This is a genomic window from Brevibacillus sp. MS2.2 (genome assembly GCF_013284345.1).
Lineage (GTDB): Bacteria > Bacillota > Bacilli > Brevibacillales > Brevibacillaceae > Brevibacillus > Brevibacillus brevis_C.
Window position 1 is genome coordinate 55,916 of the sequence record NZ_JABSUZ010000006.1, and the last position, 16,918, is coordinate 72,833.

Genomic DNA, 16,918 nt, shown 5'->3' on the forward strand with positions numbered 1-16,918 from the left:
ACGGCGCCTTCACCTCAGCCAACGAAAACAGGTACTGTTCCAAGACCGATGGAACGTTCCAAACAGGTAATTGAACGAACCGATCCTCTACCAGAAGAAGATAACGAAGACGGGTCTCTGACAGAAAAGCAGAGGCTTTTTGTTTTGGAGTACCTTCGAGACTTCAACGCCACTCGTGCTGCAATGGCTGTTGGTTACAGCAAGAAAACAGCACATGTAATTGGCTGGGAAAACCTTAGAAAACCTTAGAAAACCTTAGAAAACCTTAGAAAACCTAACATCCAAGCAGAGATTAAGAGGCAGAAAGAACAACGTACAGTTGAGATAGGATTGGACATTCAGAGAGTACTTTCGGAATACATGAAGATTGCCTTTGCAGACATCTCTGATTACCTGGAGTTTGGGCAAAAAGAAGTTCCAGTAATGAGCATGTTTGGTCCGTTAAAAGATGATTCGGGCAACCCTGTGACTCAAATGGTTAATTACGTTTCGTTCAAGGATAGTATTGAGGTTGACGCTACGCTGATCAGCGAAGTCAAACAGGGTAAGGATGGAGTGGCCATCAAGCTCTATGACAAAATGAAAGCTTTGGAGAAGTTAGAGAAGTACCTTGGTTTCATGACAGAAGAGCAGCGTCTGAAGGTTGAGAAGCTTAAACTAGAGGTAGGGAAGTTGCAGTCGGGTGATGATGATCGACCAACAGAAGTGGTTATAAAACGGTGGTCACAATGAAGACGATCCATGTAGATCCCTTTGAGAGTTGGGCGCCACATTGCAAGCAAGTCGAAGTCATGATGTGTGATGTACGAAACATCGTGATGAATTGCGGCCGGCGCGGCGGTAAAACAAATGTAGGTGCAAGAAAGTTTTTCGATAACATCCTTGCTGATATTGAAGCAGGGAAGGGTTTGCCCTATAAGCCACCGTTAAACCTGAAAAAAGTGAAGAAGCCCAAACCACGGCTGGAATACTGGTGTGTCGCGCCTGATTACAACATGTCAGAGATTCAACAAGAGGAGCTCTCGCAAGTCATCCCCGAGGATATGATCGACACTTGGAACGCATCGGGGAATTTCGTTTGGTTAACGGGATACATTCTGATTCGGTTTAAGTCGGCAGAAAATCCGAAGAAGCTTGTTGGTCGTGGTTTAGACGGCGTATGGCTTGACGAGGCATCGAAAATGAAGCCAGAAACGTGGTCAGGCTACCTTGCGTATGCCCTAGCTGACAAAGGTGGGTGGTCTATCTGGACAACTACACCGGAGGGTATCAACTGGTTTGCAGAAGAAATTATTTTACGTGGTCAATTTATTGATGCAGGGTTGGATGACGATCGCTACCAGGATGATCCCGATTGGCGGAATTTTTATTGGACATCAAAGGATAACCCTATCCCGGAATTGCAGAAGAACATTCAGAGGATGGTCGAGACGTACCCTGAGCGTTATGTGAAACGTGAGATTTATGCGAAATTCAACGTTTTCCATGGTCAGGTGTATGAGGAGTTTGACCGAAGTGTTCACTGTGTTGATATACGCCCCGTTGATCTTGTGCGGCGTTTATTTGTCGTTACCTATCCGAACGGCGAGGAACGAGAGGTAATCTTCAAGCGGTATATCGGCGGCATGGACCACGGCTGGAATGACCCAGCGGTGTTATTGGTCTTTGGATGCACGGACGAAGAATACTATTTGATCGAGGAAAGCTATCGCCAGCAAACCAATGTTCTGGTGGTAGACGATCAAGGTAAGCTGGAGGACTGCCTTGTTAAGAGGTATCTGGAGCTTCAAAAGGATTACCCGATGGATGTTATTTGGGCAGACCCTTCTGAGCCAGAAGATATTTCTACGTATAGACGTTACAAGCTTCCAGTGTATCCCGCTGAAAATGCTATTGGTCCCGGAATACGTCGAGTGTCAAGTCTCTATAAGGTAAAAGAGTCATCTGGCCGTCCAAACCTCTACATTGCTCGTACTGCTGTCGAGACGATAAAAGAAACAGGCAATTACAAGTACAAGGAACAAAACGGCATCATGCTTGAAGAACCGGTTGATAAAGACAACCATACCCAGGATGCGAAGAGATACGCGACTTACAGTGATTGGCTCATGTTACTTCAAGCTGAGAAACGAGAGGATAGGAAAAAGAACGGGAAAGGAGGATGGATTTAATGTCTGGAGCAACAGGCTGGTATCCCATTGGTAAAGCTGAGGGAGAGGGCGAAAGCAAGCAGCTTGTAATTGATCAATTCGAGCAGGATTACGATGAACACAAGCTCATACGCCCAACCATTGACCCTGTAGCGTGTGTTCAAGTAGTTAAGCAGAGCAACATCATCCCTCAATGTGTCGAAGCGTACAAAACAAACGTGGTTGGTTATGGCTATGCGCTTACATACCATCCCGGTGAAAGCGACAAGACAGCAAAGGCAGAATGGGATGTTGCTGACCGATTCATGCAGACGGCCAATCTGGAAGAATCGACCGAGCAACTGCTGAGCCAACTGGTAGAAGACCTTGAGCATTGCGGCAACGCTTACGTTGAAGTTGCATGGGGTGGTGGCCTCCCTGCTCTCTATCGAATTCCACCGGAATATATGCGGTGTACGGCTCCACTTGAAAAAGTAGAGATGAAATATCGGCGACTTGTACAAGGCAAGGTGGAAGAGTTTACGCAAAGTAAGTGGGTTAGGAAGTATGCTCAAAAGCGCGGTACCAATATTACGTGGTTCCGTGAATTCGGAGCTCCCGGCGAAGAGAATGAAGTCATTCATCTTCAGCTTGGAAACGGAACGTATGGAGAACCTCGTTGGATTGGTAATTCGCCTGGAGTCGTTGGCTCTAGGAAAGCTGAAGAACTCAACTTCGAGTACTTTGATAACGGTCGAATGCTCGACATGATCTTGACTGTCACAAACGGCGAATTAGCTCCACAGTCTGTCGATGCTCTAAAAGGGGCAAGGGGGAAAAAATCTCGTGGAGGAATACTCTATCTCGAAGTGCAAGGGTATGACAAAGGGCTGCTTGGCGATGAGAAAAAAAACCACCATTAAGCTGTACAAGCTGAATGACTTGCTGCAACAGGACGCTCTTTTTATCGAGTACAACCAGGAGAAGCGAAAATAGGTTCGTTCAGCTTTTCGATTACCACCTATTCTCACGGGTGAATCTGAAGACTATAACAGAGCGACAAGCGACAATGCTAGTAGAATTGCAGTGGAACAAGTCTTTAAACCATACCGCTCGTGGATTATGTATGAGATTTTCAACAAGCGATTGTTACCTGCAATTGAGGTGTATAGGGTGAAGGCAATACTGAACAGCCCAAAAATCAGCGATCCAGAAGAGTGGAAAGCGTTACTTGATTTTCTGGCTGACAAAGGAATTATGCTGGTGCGCCATCTCATCCCAAAGCCGAGGAAGTATTGGGTACCACGATTGATGAGTCGAAGTATACCGAGGAGTACCTCGATACACTGATTGCTAGCTTGGGCAGCACATTCTCCCAAGAACCATTTGATACATCTGATCAAAAAGAGCAAATGGCGACGATAGCAAAGCGTCTGCTTCGCGGTGGCGGGCAGCGAATAACAAGCGCAAGCGCAAGGATCACAAAAAGGCAAACGCTCAGACAGGGGACATCGACGAACATTTCGAAGTAGGAGGTGAAAAACTTATGCACCCAGGAGACCCGGCAGGAAGTGCAAATCAAATCGTAAAATGCAGATGCAGGATGCAAGCTGTGTTTGACGAAGGGAACTCGTCCGATTTAATGTCAGGGCTCAATAAAGAAGCCCAGAATGTTTATACAACAGCAATGCATTTGAAGATGACTTACACACAGTAATAATCCACTCCTCCAGTTGCAGGATTACGTGATTGATAACATCTTGGACATGGAGTATAGCTACAGACATTTTCTTCAAAGCATCGATATTCCCACTGTCTTGTTCGTGGATTAAACCTTCTAAGACATCTTGGGCGAACACGACACGACACACCACATCGAGGTAGAGGTAACATCGGTGGTCTTAGCTGTGTTGGTGTAATTCCGGGATAGTAAAAATTATGTTGATTATAGTTATACATCGAGAGTCCCCCTTATGGGATTTCTACAATATCCTATGAAAACTTTATCCAAATTCTTTAGGGGAGTGCCTAAGATCATGGAAATTTTTACCGTTTATTCTGTGATGAAAAATTTAGTTCAGTCTGTCGAAAGGAGGTGAACATTTTTGTCATACGCATTGAAAGACGCAAGAATTACGCACATTTCCCTCGTGGATAAGGGCGCAAATGGTAAACCGTTTGCGATCATCAAGGAAGAGGGTAAAGAGCCATTACAGAAAGATATCCGCATAGCAAAGGCGGACAAGGCCAAGCAGATCGTTTACGCCGTCGTATATGAGCCTGATACCGAAGATGCACATGAAGATCAGATGACAGAAGAAGAAATCGAGAAGGCAGCTCATGGTTTCATGGGGCGTCAGAACACATACAACATCGATAAGCAACACGATTTAGACGTAAACAAAGGTTACGTGGTGGAATCGTACATTGGCCTGTAGATATGACTCTAGGTGATCAGGAGATTAAGAAAGGGTCCTGGGTGGTTGGCGTGAAGGTAATGGACGCTAACACATGGGAGCAAATTGAAAAGGGCGAGATTACAGGCTTCTCTATGTGGGGAGTAGGTAAACGTGAAAAAATTGAAGGAGCCTCTTCGGATACCGATGATGAAACGGTAGAGAAGGGGCTTTTGCATTCCCTTGCCAAGCAATTGAAGCAGAAGAAGAGGAGAAGGTAAGCACATAGCTTTCTCCTTTCTCCCGAGCGGTAGGCGGTTGGGGAGAAGTAAAGAAAAGAACGCTCTGAAATAGAGCGTCTAGATGTTATAATATTCCAAGTGTAATTGAATCGGCTCATTCCCGATAGAAAGGGGGTGAGGCCATGACGGTGTTTGAGGCAATATCATTGATGCTCACTTTCGGGCTTCTGATTGTTGCCGTGCTGTCGTTCCACAAAAAGTAGTAGACCACCCTTGAGCTTGGTAGGCTTGGTGGTCTACTGATGACAAATTGAGATAAAAGAGGTGGGCTACATGGATTTAGATAAAGCGATATTAATTGCCGTAAATGCTCATAAAGGACAAACCGATAAAGGAGGGGACACTTACATTTTACATCCATTAAGGGTCATGCTATCTATGGATACTGAGTCATCAAGAATTGTGGCAGTCCTTCATGATGTAGTTGAAGATACAGATGTAACACTAACTGATTTGCGACAGCAAGGTTTTTCCGAGCAAATCATAACTGCCATTGATTGTTTAACTAGGAGAAGTGGAGAGTCATATATGCAGTTCATTGAGCGGGTAAAACAAAACGACTTAGCAAGGGCGGTAAAGATAGCAGACATTAATGACAATAAAGATTTGTCTAGGATACCAAGTCCAACTAAAGAAGATATAGAACGACTCAAGAAGTACAACGAAGCATTAAACCGGTTGTTATCACAATAGTTAATGTAGATGGCACACTCTTTTTAGAGTGTGCTTTTGTCGTAATATGTCGTTTGTTCCCGAAATGTTTAAACTGACTGGAAAAGTGAGGTGGGGTAGAATGTAGGCGGGAGGGAGTGGTATATATGAGACAGGTATTCATTTTATTTGTATTTCTGCTTTTAACTGGCTGTGCTAATGTATCGAATACAGACAAGAGCTTGGTTGAAGTATTTGGCGAATCTACTAGTGAAATAAAAGATAAGCTGACCAATACGTCTGACTGGTATCATAATTCTCGATCGTTCCCCGATCTAAAAGCTTCATCAAAATGGTTCGAACGTGACGAAGGTAACGGATTCAAGACATATTTTACTTTTTCTGAGGACAGTAATCATGCATTCGGATTAGTTGTAAACAAAAACGAGAACAAGTTAGTTCAGGTTCTGGTAATGTCGTTTTTGGATCCAAAGTTTAATGAGAATGCGAGTGAAAAGGCATTTGCCTCAGCCCAGATGATCACCACTGCGGCAGGCTGGACATTAGATGAAGCCAATGAAAAAATCAAGCAAATAACAGAAACTAGTATAGAGAAAGATATAGATCAGGTAAGTCACAATGGATTTGTTTTGAAAAGAGAAAATAAAAAAGTGGAACAAATGGTATTCTATTCGATAAAACCTGAGAATGAAGAGGTTCCTGTAGAATTTATGAGAGTGTTAACTAATACATAGCAAGCTAAAACCACCTAGCAATAGGTGGTTTTCTATTTGGAGGTGATACAGTGGGGGCAGTTGTAGGGCTTACCGTATAGATCTAAGCTAAAAATCAATTGAGTTCAGAACTTCAAAAGTTGATTGGTAGTTTGTTGACACCCTCGCCGAGATAGCTAGCACTACGACTGACATTCGTGGAGAGGTACTCGGCTCAATCGTTGAGTACAGCACCCAAGTGACGAAGTTTTTGGATACGCCTGAAAAACTAGCTGCTCTAACCAAGGAAATGAATAATCTGTGGTCGATCGATAAAGTTTTTGATGCTTTGAAGGAAGCAACGATCAAACTCGACAATCAAGGTGATATGGTCAATGTTTTGAAGACAGCGTATGAGGCGCAGGACATTGATTCAGACGAAGCTCAAAAACGAGCTGAGAAATCAAAAATTATTGCCGAAGCGATTCACGCGTCAAACGCGGGAGACAATCAGTTTGCAATAGCGGCATTGATACAAACATTCGGTGGCATTCAGGACCAAAAAGGTTAGACAAGAATTGCTGAACGAGTTGGGTGGAGGAGCAGGGGAGGATATCGCTACGGCATTTGCGCCTCTACTAGATGCAGCGGGTCGTATTGGTATGGCTGATTCCAGTGAATATGACTACTCCGGTAAGCTCAATCAAGAATTTAAAACATATCAGGACAATGACCCATTACGAGGCTTTACTGAAGCGAAAGCATTGCTCACGACAGAATTGGTGGGGTTAGGTACAGTTGTTGGAGGCGTGACAATTGCGCTATAGAAGATGAAAGTTGCGTTTGATGCAGCAACCGCCGCAGCCGTACAGAGAAAGCTAGCTGGTAACAATACATCAGGATCTGATTTTCCGGATTTACCGGATGGACCCGATAAGGGTGGTAAGCCGAAAGGAAAAGGTAAGGGTAAAGGCGGCTGGTTTAACCCGTTCAATTGGGGAAGCAAAGGCGACAAAACGCCACAATCAGCAAAGGATTTTGCATTCAAAAATCCGCTGGAGGAAGCGACAGAACCTTCAAGCTGGAAAGATAAGTTCAAAAATGGGGTGGCATGCTGCCGAAAGGTGATGCCGTGCTAGATAGTCTCAAAGGTGCATGGGACGTTACTAAAACTACTGGGACAAATCTGTTTCGAAAAGTACCTGAAACATTTAAAGCCATAGGGGTCCGGTACGTTTACCCAATCGAAGATCGATTTGATATACAAGGCGCTGTTCAAGCGGTGGAGAGAATCAGACCTGTTCACTGTAATGGTGTCGCCTTTGAACCTGTGTTGTCCGAAAAAATCGAGCTGCGAGATGTCTTGGTTGTCGGGATAAAGGAATACCACAAAGTCTATGAATTTAGGGTAGGCATGACACCTATTAAACGCTATGAGGAGGTCGTGAAATGATCCTGCCAAGCTATCTGCAAACCGTCCGTAATGACCTGCTAGATAGGGTGTCGGGTGGCGACATTTTGATAAACGGCTCCGTTTCAGTACCTATACAGGCTGTGGAGATTGCTTCTCATCCGATTGCGGGTATCCAGGATGGAATAGCGCTACAAGTATCTGCTCAGCATGTCGCCAACGTACAAGTCATCACAGACGTGAAGTTGAGGACTTGAACGGGAGCTGTAGTTGCCGAGAAGACAGGAGCCATCGAATTGAACGGGGCGCAGTTTGTAAACCTGACCTTTGTTATTGAAGCGAGAGGAGGGATGTAGTTGTCTTATGTGGCGAAAACAGACTGGAAACACGATGATCCGGTTACCGAACACGATATTAACTGTTGGGAGCGAGGTATTGCGGATGCCCACGCTGAACTCGCTGTGCTCAAAGCAGATGTTTCGAACCTGAAAGTCCGAGTGAATACGATAGAATCAACCTTGCCTGACGGATTCGTACACAACAATTTCAATGATGATCTGTCCACTATCAGCTCACTCAGAGTGATTCGGGGCTACTATAACGAAGCTCAGAGTCGGTTGGAAGTTTAGATGGTAAAAATAGGAATGGGTCGATATAACAGCCATTATCATTGGAATAATTAGAAAATTATTATTTACAATTGACGATAAATAAATATATGATATTAAAAAGTATAATAACTTATGTGGATGGGAGTGATGTTACTTGATTAAAGGATTGTACGAGGCTCATTTGCCTGTGAAAAACTTGGAAGTTTCAATAGAATTTTATACTAGGCTTGGGCTGAAATTTGCTTGGCGAGATGATGAAACTGCCTTCTTTTGGATTGAGGAAGGAAAGAGCTGGCTTGGTCTATGGGAAGGGAAGGAGCATCAGACTCCTTATCATCCTTCTTTGCGGCATATTGCTTTTCAGGTAACTTATGACGATTTAAAGCAATCTTTACAGTGGTTGGAATCAATTCAAGTTAAGGCTGTACCATTTGGGAGGAGAAACTCTGCTGAACCATTTGTTCGTCCGTATCTAGGGAATGCTTCAGTATATTTTGAAGACCCAGATGGAAACAGCTTAGAATTGATTTGTAATTTTGTTGTACCCGATGATTTAAAACATATTACTGGTAAGTTGTTATTCCATGAGTGGGAAGAATTGCTGATAAAAACAACAAATCAACATTGAAAACACGTTTATGTTACCCCCCATCTATTCTTAGGACGGGGGTGTATTGTTGTCGAGGAGATGATCTGAAGTTGAGTTTTATTATTTCAAATAACGGCCATACGCGGGAGGTAGGGGGAAGAATATGCCTGTAGTTACGTTATCAAGAGCTAATTCTATAATGCGGGATACCTACGTTTGGGAGTATGCTCCTAATACAGAGCCTATGGTACAAATGATCCTGGGTTTAGTGTTGGTGTAGGAGATTACACAAACTCTAGGGCAAGATCGCTCTTATTTTTCGATTTAGGCCTTGTTCCGAATGACGTAATCATTAATAGTGCTACTCTTCGTTTGCATCAATACGTCAGCTCATCGGGAGCGGCAAATCGAACAATAAATATCCATACTATTACTTAAAATTGGGATAACGCAACAACTTGGAACAATCAGCCATCTTATGACAGCAATTCGTTTGTGAGTTTTCAACGTTCTAATGCGATTGCCACTATTCATATCGATATCACCAGTTTGGTCTGTGCGTTTATTGGCGGGAAAAGTAACTTCGGACTATTAATAAAAGAAGCAGATGAGTCTACATTGAAAACTTTCCGTGGTTTTGCTTCTAATGATTCAACAGGAGGAAATCATCCTACGCTCATCATTGATTACACAATACCGACAACAGGAAAAAAACAAGTAGAGTTTGTCGGGAGTGGCTCGACTGCTTATCAAGTGGGAACGACGGTAATCACGCCAGAACTACCACAAGGAGTGAAGCTTGGTGATCTGATGGTGTTATGCAGTTAAGATGTCCAAGCACAGTCAATGTAACGTTATTTGAAGGATGGGAACTCTTCACATTAATAATAGATAATTCCATTCAAGTAAGATACTTTCTAGCTATTAATAGACATAATGGCAATGAAACAAACCCTAGTGTAAATTTCAGTTCATCTACAACACCACTTGCTAAGATTTCAGCTTTTAAGAATGTGAAATCTATTGTAAACAGCTATGGTCGAGTGGTAGCTGACGGCGGTTATTATCCGGCTTATACTGCATCTACAACTGTAAGTAATACACTTTTCGTTATTTTCAATACATCGGTTGGTAATGGGATATTCTTTCCTGATCTTTTTAATTATACGAAGGGTTACCATACTGATCCTGTAGTTGGTGTTTTCTCTCAGATGAATAATAAATACATGTATAGTGATAAAGATCAAAATTCATCTGAAATGGGTGTAACTCTCTATAGAGCTGGGGCTAGTCAGTTATTAGTATTGGAGCCTGTGACCAATACGCCCCCATCAGTTACGCTTACGTCTCCTGCCGATAATCAGACATTAACGGAAGGGAGCCCATACAAAATTGAGGGTAGTGCGGCTGATCCAGATGTAGGCAACGTAGTTACCGCAAAATACAAAATAAATAACGGTCGAATTAAGGCGTTGCAATCCGGTGTATCGAACGGAAGCGCGCCTATTTCTTTTGTGCTGAATATGACGTTCAGGGACAAACGGATATGGGATGGCGAAGTAGATATATACGATGCGGATTTGGCAGAAAATGTGGACCACACTCTAGCTGTCTGGGCAGAAGATGACCAAGGTGGGAGGAGCGGAGAAGTCACTCGCAAGTTTAGGGTGGTTTGGAATCGTCCTCCGGTGATCGGTGGCGAGAATAAGGACCTTGGTTCCTTTATGCAGCCACCAGTAGTGAACTATTCAGCCACCGATCCAGAGGGCAATACATTCACATTCAGCGAGTATTTAAACGGAAAACAAATCAGGTCGGGCGTAGCCGGACAGCAATACACAGTTGAAATTAGCCATGATACTTGGATTCGATTGGATTTAGACGTGCAGCATCAAATCAAAATAGTCACCAAAGATAGCGCGGGAATTTCATCCGAACGGGTTTACACATTCACCCGAACAGAGACGTATATTGAATTTATGCTAGATTACGGAAACCCTGACATCAAAGCAGACTTCATGTTAGACGGTATGCCATTACGTGTATTAGTGACACTTGAGCGATATTTGCCAGAAGGCTCGTCAATTGAAAGTGTGAAAGTTTATAATAACTACTTAGATACTGTGCCGACGTGGGAAGATTGTACGGGAGCAGTAAAGGGGAACCGAGGCTATCTTTTCATCAACAAAACCAAGACTGCTTTAAATTGGGCTATTAATTTGTGGGTGACGATCGACAAAGGAACGGCTAGGGAACGTGTACTTGTAAATGGTTATGGGGGTGCGTTCGATTAATGAAGATGCAAAATAAAGAGGCTATCTCAGTGATTAGAGAACAGCAACAAACCGATCCAGTTATGACGATGGGACAGGAGCTTGCTTCACTCAAACTTAGCAACGTCCAAAAGGATGCGCTAATCCAAACAATGGGGGAGCAGCTAGCCATGGTTAAGCTTGAGCTAATCCAATTGAAAGGAGGTGGTAACTGATGGCATTCTGGGCTTTGGCATTTAGCATGAAGTGGGTATCAGCAGCAGAAAAGCTGCGACTTGCTGTAAAGACAACATCAAATCCTTTCGGAGAAATCTCCACGGAAGAATTCAAGTAAATCACTAACCAAGAATTCTAGGTTGGTGATTTTTTATTTCAACAAGACCTTGAGCCAGCCTCGTACCTAGCGGGGCTATTTTTGTTGCCCCGAGGGGGTGAGGAGGAAGATGAGCTGATGAAGTTTTTACAGTGTTTAGAGAATGTAGTGACCCCAGCAAACGGAATAGCAGCGACGCTTGGGGTGTTTCTTACTCCGATTTTCCAGTACCTCTATGGAACGGGTCGGCTCGATATTCTAATCGTGCTTTTTCTTATGATTTCACTCGATTGGATCACCGGTATTTCCGCAGCAAAAAAGGACCATACTTACTCGTCCGATTATGGCCTTTCCCGAATCCCACGGTCGCTGTTTCTTTTTGCACTGCCGGCCGTAGCAAATTTGCTGGATCGGGTGATGGGCACACCCGGTTTTCTGTTTTATGGAGTTACATTCGGTCTACTCTATCACACATGGAACAGCCTCACAGCGAATGCACACCGAGCAGGTTGGCCTGTGCCGAAGTCGGTCGTAAACTTGGTCGGTTCGGAGATCAAAGCCAAGACTGAGCGTGCTGCACTGAAGGAGACAAAATAACAATGAATATGACGATTCCCGGTGCGCGTGTGACAGATGTTCGCGCCTCTTTACCACGACACAAAACACTTAGGTATGGACGGCGTAAGCCATCAGATATACGATCAGCAGCCATCCACCACTCAGCTACAGTAAGAGTAAGTGGGGCGCCAGAGGCATTTGCACGCTACCATGTCGGCACGAACGGTTGGCCGGGCATTGCCTATCATTTTGTGATTCAAAAAGACGGCGTAATCTATTGGTGCAACGATCCAGAGGCAAATTCCTACCACGTAGGCAACAGCAACCGTCATGCGCTAGGAATTTGCCTTGTAGGTGATTTCCGGACACTGCAACCAACCGCAGCACAGCTAGATGCTGCAAACAAACTTATCAAGCACTTACAGGAACAAATCCCAACAATGAAGCAGGTGCTTGGTAACCACGAGTACCCCGGCTATGCGTAGAAAAACTGCCCTGCATTCCCGATGGGTAAGTTTCGGTCGGATTATTCACAGTATTTACTGAAGCCTGTGGACAAGCGGGTCAAGCCACAGCAAGTGCCTGTTGCTATCAGCCTGAATGGATCGCTGTTATCAGTGACTGGGTTCCTACAGGATGGTGTATCCCTGCTACCTGTCAGAGCGGTAACCAATGCTGTTGGCGGAAAAGGTGGAGTGGATAGCGGCTACCCAAGATGTGCGTGTAAATGGCGAGGACTTAAACGAGAAAATTGTATCCGGTTCCGCGTATGCTCCATCCCGTGAGTTAGCTTTTGTGCTTGGTCTACAAGTGGAGTGGGATGGTCTAAATAAAATTGTAAAGCTGAAAGGAGTGTAGATTCATGAATAACGTTTTGAGCAAGCATAAGAAATCTGTGTTGCTTATTATCACTGGCGGTCTGGCTATTGCGGGCACTTACGTAGGCATCAGCCAGGAAGCACAAGTGCAGATTCTAAACGGGATTGAATATATTCTACAATATGTGTGAAGTATCCCGCGAAGGAGAATCTACTGTACAATTAATTACAAAAGTTTACATTACAGGAATATTGAGCGGTAAAAATTGGTTGTTTGGTAAAATGGATAGAGTGGTTAGGGACGTGCCGGTGAGAACTGGTGCGTCTATTTTTTTATAAAAAAACGAACGCATGATCTGGTTTGGGGTGATGTTGTAGTTGTGATTCTCAACTAATTGGAGAGTAGGTGAGCGTTTGACGAAAGAGGAATGTAGAAAAATACTACGACGCATTGCTTGGAACCTGAACTATCGAGAGAGAAAGCGGCTCCGAAATGAGTGCCCGATCTTGGACGACTTTGGTCAACAACAAAGAACGAAAGATAGCGACAATAGTCTTTTTGTTGAGGAACTGTTACAGCAACTTTCTAGTGAAAAGGAAAGATACGTAATTCGAAAGGTTGTACTGGAAGGTTTCACAGCAAGAGAGGTCGGAGGAGACCTACACATGGGAGAAAGAGGCGTGAATCAATGCAAAAGTCGAAGCCTAAAGAAGCTGCACAATTATCTAATCACGCATTCACTTTAATGGTTGAGCGGGCAAAAAATGGGGACAATGAAGCGCTACTGATGGTCTTGGAAGAAATGGAACCTGAAATTAACAACTTGGCGAGCTTTCTTAAACTTCCAAAGGAAGAGGGGATTCAAGAGATTACGACGCGGTTTATTGAAAAAATTAGAGGGTGAAAAGCATTAAATATTTTTTGAGGAAAACTGTTCCGTTTTACCGCTGTTTTTTTCCTAGATAGGTGAAAGCGACAATGACCGGTCAAACACTGTTGCTTATCCATTAAACTAAGAGGAGAATGTATAAATGGCACGAAAAACTCACTATGTACCAGGAACAAACATCACCTTCACGATGAAGCCAGGAAGCGTTCATATTGACAATGACTCTTATCTTCGAACTGTACTAGAAAATGAGGTTATGACAGGGAAAGAGATCGCAAGAGAAATTAAAGATATTTACTATGATGTGTATGGTGTAAATCTTGATATTTCTACGAAATCTCTCGGAATTGAAATTTTAGGTCACGTATATCCAGGTGAAATGGCCAAACTTGTTAAGGCAGAGTTTGATCCTCCTAAGTGGGTCACTAGAGAACTCGATAAAATTGTTAGTCGAACAAAAGTAATTGATTGTGGAGAGAATAATGAAGGAAGCGAAGATACCAACCGTAGACTTTGGGATTTCTTAGCTAAACTTTTTGATACCTTGGATTCCATGGTGACGGTCCCATTTCCGGGATTGTAAACAAAAACAAAGAACGTTCACTTCTGTGGGAAGTGAACGTTCTTTGTTTTAGGAAAGTATTTTAGATGATATTGCTGTACGTTTAGCATCAAAAAATAAAACCAAAAAAATTAATGCAATACAAATAAATCCGGTAATGGTAATAATGGTATCGTACTCGTGATAGTTGTAGATTAATGATTGAGTCATAGAAAAGCCCCAAAGAAGTGTAGGAAAGAAAAGCAAATAATATAACTTGTTGCCAGGAATTATTTTAACGTAAAAGATAGTAATGGCTGTAGAGGCGAGAATGGTAAGAACTACACTTTTCATCTCATCATAAGTAATGTTTATAGGCATATCACTGGAAAGAAGCATCATTTTGCACCAAAGTAAAAAGAACCATATAGCTATGACCCCATTAGCACAGAATATCAAAAGTTTTTTCATCATTTTCCCTCCTGATAAAGACGTGATGTAACCGCGAATTTTTTCAATTAGGTATCCACTTATTTGTTATGACGCAATAAAACGGAAAAAGTTTCAAGTTAATGGGAATATAATCCATTGTACAATGGATTGATCTGCTTTATTCAAAAAATCATAAGGATTTTTTTGTTATATCCCCTTACTCTAGTTAAGTATCTTATTATAATAGTATCAGAGGGTATGAGTTACATACATTCAACTAGAAGCAAGGAACGGTGATGGTAACAGCTATTTTGCTGGTTATCGCGGGGATGCTCAATTTGCTAACTGCAGTCATCAACTGGCAAACCGCCAAGCGGAATGCTAGAAAAAAGTAAAAACCCCTTACGCCGCAATCGTAAGAGGTCAAGGCACAGGCAGGTTCGAGGGCGAAAGCCCTCACCTGCTACCATCATCTTACTCCAATCATACCCTCGTTATTCTTAAAAGTCAAAAGGAGGCAGAGGCTGTGTAAACACTTGCTACCGTCATTAGTATTATTGCATTAGTATTTTCTATTTCCCCATTTGTACAAGCCTTGAAATCGAGAAAAGGATGACGACCGTGATTACTTTCAGCAGCTTAGAAAAATTAAAGGCGTATATTCAAGGTAATGTTATGACCACATCAGAGGTGCTCGATTATCTTAAAATTAGTCGTCCTGGATTAAAGGATTTGATTGATCGTGGTAAGCTCGCACCCCTAAAAGAGGAGAAGGCTACTCGTTTATTCTTTCGTGCAGATGTGGAAGCAAGAAAACGTGAGGCAGATGAACTCAAAAAAAAGTATCGTCCTTATGATTGAACCCTGGCAGAAAAATTTGCTGGGGACTTTTTTTATTTGCATGTTCGAAATCTGTTCGTATATAATTCGAACGAACGTTCCAGTTTTTGGGAGTGGTTTTTTTGTCCTTATCTGATATCGAGCGGAAGGTATTAAGAGTGATCGGCAACTATTCGGCAGGGCGGCATAGGACACCAGCCGTAGACAAACTATGGATCAAGACTGGAGACACAGCAGTGGTAGGGTTATTGTCGTTTTAGAGGCGATCTACAGTCTTGCTGCCAAGGAGCTTCTTAATGACTTGGACGATGGAAGAAGAGATTGACCCATGATCCTGCTGGTGTCGGAATGAATTGCTCTGGCTTATGTTTACGATGTTAAATCGAGTAACAGAAAAAGCGACGACGTAAAAGCGATAGCCCTCCTTCTGGTTAAACAGGGGAGGGATTTTATATTCTATTCTTTATAAATATAAAGTAAATACTTTACATTATTTGGAATAAAATGGTATTATAAACTCGTAATCTAGAAAATAATGGGAGGGAAACTTATGAAAAGGTTCAAACCTATGTTAGTAGCTTTGGGGTTATTTACTGCAATTTCGTCTGTAACGGCAGGTGGTGCATTGGCAGCAAATGATAATTGGATTGTAAACTCTAAATCTTCTATACAATCTGTAAAAACCTCCTTCAGATTTGATATTAACAGTCATCTTGAATCTGATCAGTTTGATGTAGCTGAAGGTGAAACTATTAAAGTTACTGTTGTACAATGGTTTAAGAATAGTAATGCAACAGGAAAGCCAAAAGTTTCGTATAAACTGTATAATATAAATAGTACCGAAGCAAAAGGTTCAAAGTTAATTGAAGGTACGTATACAAATACAAACACATCGTTTGAATTTCCAAATCTAAAAAAAGGAAAGTATTATATTAAAATCATAAATGAATCAAACTCGACGGTAGCTGGAAACGGGTATGTCGAGTAATAGGTGCTAAACCGCTGTATAGGGGCTGTCTCAAAAGTCGATTTTCCGACTTAGAGACGCCTCTTTTTTTGTTTGCGTGTTCGCATTATGTTTGCATATAATACGAACAAACATTCTTATTCGGAGGGAACAACTTGATTAAGGAAATGCAAAGAGCAATAAACCAGCAACTGCACATTCAGTTTATTTACCTCGGAAACAACAAGAAGACGTCGCAGCGTACTTACGCCCACTGGCGATTTTTGGAGACAGACTGAAAGCTAATTGCCTTACACGAAAGGCGCCGAGGGTTTTTGTCATCGATAACATTCTTACTATTGAACCGGTGGTGAGCAGCCATGCTATCTGATATCGAGCGGAAAGTCTTGCGAGTGATCGGAAACTACTCAGCAGGGCGGCGTAGAATGCCAACAGTAGACGAATTGTGCATCAAGACAGGGCGAACTCGTGGAGGCATAATGAC

General features: G+C 42.8%; 29 protein-coding genes and 2 pseudogenes. 30 read left to right on the forward strand and 1 reads right to left on the reverse strand.

The window, feature by feature from the left end; genetic code table 11:
• Window positions 1-129: 129 nt before the first annotated feature.
• The 26 genes and pseudogenes from HP568_RS07075 to HP568_RS07185 form a co-directional block, all read left to right on the forward strand.
• Window positions 130-732: pseudogene (locus HP568_RS07075) on the forward strand (terminase small subunit); the annotation flags it as partial.
• A complete protein-coding gene (locus HP568_RS07080; RefSeq protein ID WP_173628728.1) occupies window positions 729-2,171 on the forward strand; it encodes a terminase large subunit domain-containing protein in 1,443 nt (480 codons plus the stop codon). The pseudogene HP568_RS07075 and the gene HP568_RS07080, both read left to right, overlap by 4 nt.
• Complete coding sequence (locus HP568_RS29650) at window positions 2,171-3,052, forward strand: phage portal protein (protein ID WP_254551059.1); 882 nt, start codon at window positions 2,171-2,173, stop codon at window positions 3,050-3,052. Before HP568_RS07080 ends, HP568_RS29650 begins: the two co-directional genes overlap by 1 nt.
• Window positions 3,053-3,424: 372 nt before the next feature.
• Window positions 3,425-3,661, forward strand: a complete 237-nt coding sequence (locus HP568_RS29655) for a hypothetical protein (protein WP_254551060.1) — start codon at window positions 3,425-3,427, stop codon at window positions 3,659-3,661.
• A 573-nt stretch (window positions 3,662-4,234) separates the two neighbouring features.
• Entirely contained in the window at window positions 4,235-4,567 is a 333-nt protein-coding gene (locus HP568_RS30310) for an XkdF-like putative serine protease domain-containing protein (protein WP_254551061.1), read from the forward strand.
• A gap of 2 nt (window positions 4,568-4,569) precedes the next feature.
• Complete coding sequence (locus HP568_RS30315) at window positions 4,570-4,806, forward strand: XkdF-like putative serine protease domain-containing protein (protein ID WP_254551062.1); 237 nt, start codon at window positions 4,570-4,572, stop codon at window positions 4,804-4,806.
• Window positions 4,807-4,949: 143 nt separating this feature from the next.
• Window positions 4,950-5,030, forward strand: a complete 81-nt coding sequence (locus HP568_RS30220) for a putative holin-like toxin (protein ID WP_370444409.1) — start codon at window positions 4,950-4,952, stop codon at window positions 5,028-5,030.
• 70 nt (window positions 5,031-5,100) lie between these two features.
• The gene (locus HP568_RS07095; protein ID WP_173628729.1) at window positions 5,101-5,520 is read left to right on the forward strand and encodes a GTP pyrophosphokinase; all 420 of its coding nucleotides are present in this window, start codon (window positions 5,101-5,103) and stop codon (window positions 5,518-5,520) included.
• Between the two features lie 125 nt (window positions 5,521-5,645).
• Window positions 5,646-6,233: a hypothetical protein gene (locus tag HP568_RS07100; RefSeq protein WP_048032191.1), complete on the forward strand. Its 588-nt coding sequence runs from the start codon at window positions 5,646-5,648 to the stop codon at window positions 6,231-6,233.
• Between the two features lie 217 nt (window positions 6,234-6,450).
• Window positions 6,451-6,762: a hypothetical protein gene (locus tag HP568_RS07105; RefSeq protein ID WP_173628730.1), complete on the forward strand. Its 312-nt coding sequence runs from the start codon at window positions 6,451-6,453 to the stop codon at window positions 6,760-6,762.
• Between the two features lie 7 nt (window positions 6,763-6,769).
• A complete protein-coding gene (locus tag HP568_RS07110; RefSeq protein WP_173628731.1) occupies window positions 6,770-7,018 on the forward strand; it encodes a hypothetical protein in 249 nt (82 codons plus the stop codon).
• A 3-nt stretch (window positions 7,019-7,021) separates the two neighbouring features.
• Window positions 7,022-7,330 (forward strand): hypothetical protein, encoded by a 309-nt coding sequence (locus tag HP568_RS07115; protein WP_173628732.1) that lies wholly within the window; start codon window positions 7,022-7,024, stop codon window positions 7,328-7,330.
• On the forward strand, window positions 7,303-7,644 hold the full coding sequence (locus HP568_RS07120) for a hypothetical protein (RefSeq protein ID WP_254551063.1): 342 nt from the start codon (window positions 7,303-7,305) through the stop codon (window positions 7,642-7,644). The genes HP568_RS07115 and HP568_RS07120 overlap by 28 nt, the downstream gene beginning before the upstream one ends.
• Window positions 7,641-7,859 carry a hypothetical protein gene (locus HP568_RS07125; protein ID WP_254551064.1) on the forward strand — a complete coding sequence of 73 codons (219 nt, stop codon included), beginning with the start codon at window positions 7,641-7,643 and terminating at the stop codon, window positions 7,857-7,859. The genes HP568_RS07120 and HP568_RS07125 overlap by 4 nt, the downstream gene beginning before the upstream one ends.
• 108 nt (window positions 7,860-7,967) lie before the next feature.
• The gene (locus HP568_RS07130) at window positions 7,968-8,231 is read left to right on the forward strand and encodes a hypothetical protein (RefSeq protein WP_309142210.1); all 264 of its coding nucleotides are present in this window, start codon (window positions 7,968-7,970) and stop codon (window positions 8,229-8,231) included.
• 136 nt (window positions 8,232-8,367) lie between these two features.
• The gene (locus tag HP568_RS07135; RefSeq protein ID WP_173628734.1) at window positions 8,368-8,841 is read left to right on the forward strand and encodes a VOC family protein; all 474 of its coding nucleotides are present in this window, start codon (window positions 8,368-8,370) and stop codon (window positions 8,839-8,841) included.
• Between the two features lie 216 nt (window positions 8,842-9,057).
• A pseudogene (locus HP568_RS07145) lies at window positions 9,058-9,630 on the forward strand (DNRLRE domain-containing protein); the annotation flags it as partial.
• A complete protein-coding gene (locus HP568_RS07150) occupies window positions 9,621-11,096 on the forward strand; it encodes an Ig-like domain-containing protein (protein WP_173628735.1) in 1,476 nt (491 codons plus the stop codon). The pseudogene HP568_RS07145 and the gene HP568_RS07150, both read left to right, overlap by 10 nt.
• 29 nt (window positions 11,097-11,125) lie before the next feature.
• The gene (locus HP568_RS07155) at window positions 11,126-11,290 is read left to right on the forward strand and encodes an XkdW family protein (RefSeq protein WP_309142209.1); all 165 of its coding nucleotides are present in this window, start codon (window positions 11,126-11,128) and stop codon (window positions 11,288-11,290) included.
• Window positions 11,290-11,409, forward strand: a complete 120-nt coding sequence (locus HP568_RS07160; protein ID WP_173628737.1) for an XkdX family protein — start codon at window positions 11,290-11,292, stop codon at window positions 11,407-11,409. Before HP568_RS07155 ends, HP568_RS07160 begins: the two co-directional genes overlap by 1 nt.
• A 117-nt stretch (window positions 11,410-11,526) precedes the next feature.
• Window positions 11,527-11,985: a phage holin family protein gene (locus HP568_RS07165; RefSeq protein ID WP_173628738.1), complete on the forward strand. Its 459-nt coding sequence runs from the start codon at window positions 11,527-11,529 to the stop codon at window positions 11,983-11,985.
• Between the two features lie 2 nt (window positions 11,986-11,987).
• Entirely contained in the window at window positions 11,988-12,431 is a 444-nt protein-coding gene (locus tag HP568_RS29670) for a peptidoglycan recognition protein family protein (RefSeq protein WP_254551065.1), read from the forward strand.
• A 21-nt stretch (window positions 12,432-12,452) separates the two neighbouring features.
• Complete coding sequence (locus HP568_RS29675; protein ID WP_254551066.1) at window positions 12,453-12,731, forward strand: hypothetical protein; 279 nt, start codon at window positions 12,453-12,455, stop codon at window positions 12,729-12,731.
• A 77-nt stretch (window positions 12,732-12,808) separates the two neighbouring features.
• On the forward strand, window positions 12,809-12,955 hold the full coding sequence (locus HP568_RS07175; RefSeq protein ID WP_173628739.1) for a hypothetical protein: 147 nt from the start codon (window positions 12,809-12,811) through the stop codon (window positions 12,953-12,955).
• 498 nt (window positions 12,956-13,453) lie between these two features.
• Window positions 13,454-13,669, forward strand: a complete 216-nt coding sequence (locus HP568_RS07180) for a helix-turn-helix domain-containing protein (RefSeq protein WP_173628740.1) — start codon at window positions 13,454-13,456, stop codon at window positions 13,667-13,669.
• A 127-nt stretch (window positions 13,670-13,796) separates the two neighbouring features.
• The gene (locus HP568_RS07185; protein ID WP_106656857.1) at window positions 13,797-14,237 is read left to right on the forward strand and encodes a hypothetical protein; all 441 of its coding nucleotides are present in this window, start codon (window positions 13,797-13,799) and stop codon (window positions 14,235-14,237) included.
• 48 nt (window positions 14,238-14,285) lie between these two features.
• Here the strand turns inward: HP568_RS07185 and HP568_RS07190 are convergent, their stop codons facing one another.
• Complete coding sequence (locus HP568_RS07190) at window positions 14,286-14,666, reverse strand: hypothetical protein (protein ID WP_254551067.1); 381 nt, start codon at window positions 14,664-14,666, stop codon at window positions 14,286-14,288.
• A gap of 582 nt (window positions 14,667-15,248) precedes the next feature.
• On the opposite strand from HP568_RS07190, the gene HP568_RS07195 reads away from it, so the two are divergent.
• The 4 genes from HP568_RS07195 to HP568_RS29985 all read left to right on the forward strand — a co-directional run bounded on the left by HP568_RS07195 (window position 15,249) and on the right by HP568_RS29985 (window position 16,712).
• A complete protein-coding gene (locus HP568_RS07195; protein WP_217366458.1) occupies window positions 15,249-15,488 on the forward strand; it encodes a helix-turn-helix domain-containing protein in 240 nt (79 codons plus the stop codon).
• Window positions 15,489-15,589: 101 nt separating this feature from the next.
• On the forward strand, window positions 15,590-15,727 hold the full coding sequence (locus tag HP568_RS07200) for a hypothetical protein (protein ID WP_173628702.1): 138 nt from the start codon (window positions 15,590-15,592) through the stop codon (window positions 15,725-15,727).
• 290 nt (window positions 15,728-16,017) lie between these two features.
• The gene (locus tag HP568_RS07205) at window positions 16,018-16,455 is read left to right on the forward strand and encodes a hypothetical protein (RefSeq protein WP_053079564.1); all 438 of its coding nucleotides are present in this window, start codon (window positions 16,018-16,020) and stop codon (window positions 16,453-16,455) included.
• Between the two features lie 134 nt (window positions 16,456-16,589).
• A complete protein-coding gene (locus tag HP568_RS29985; protein ID WP_256434908.1) occupies window positions 16,590-16,712 on the forward strand; it encodes a hypothetical protein in 123 nt (40 codons plus the stop codon).
• Window positions 16,713-16,918 lie beyond the last annotated feature (206 nt).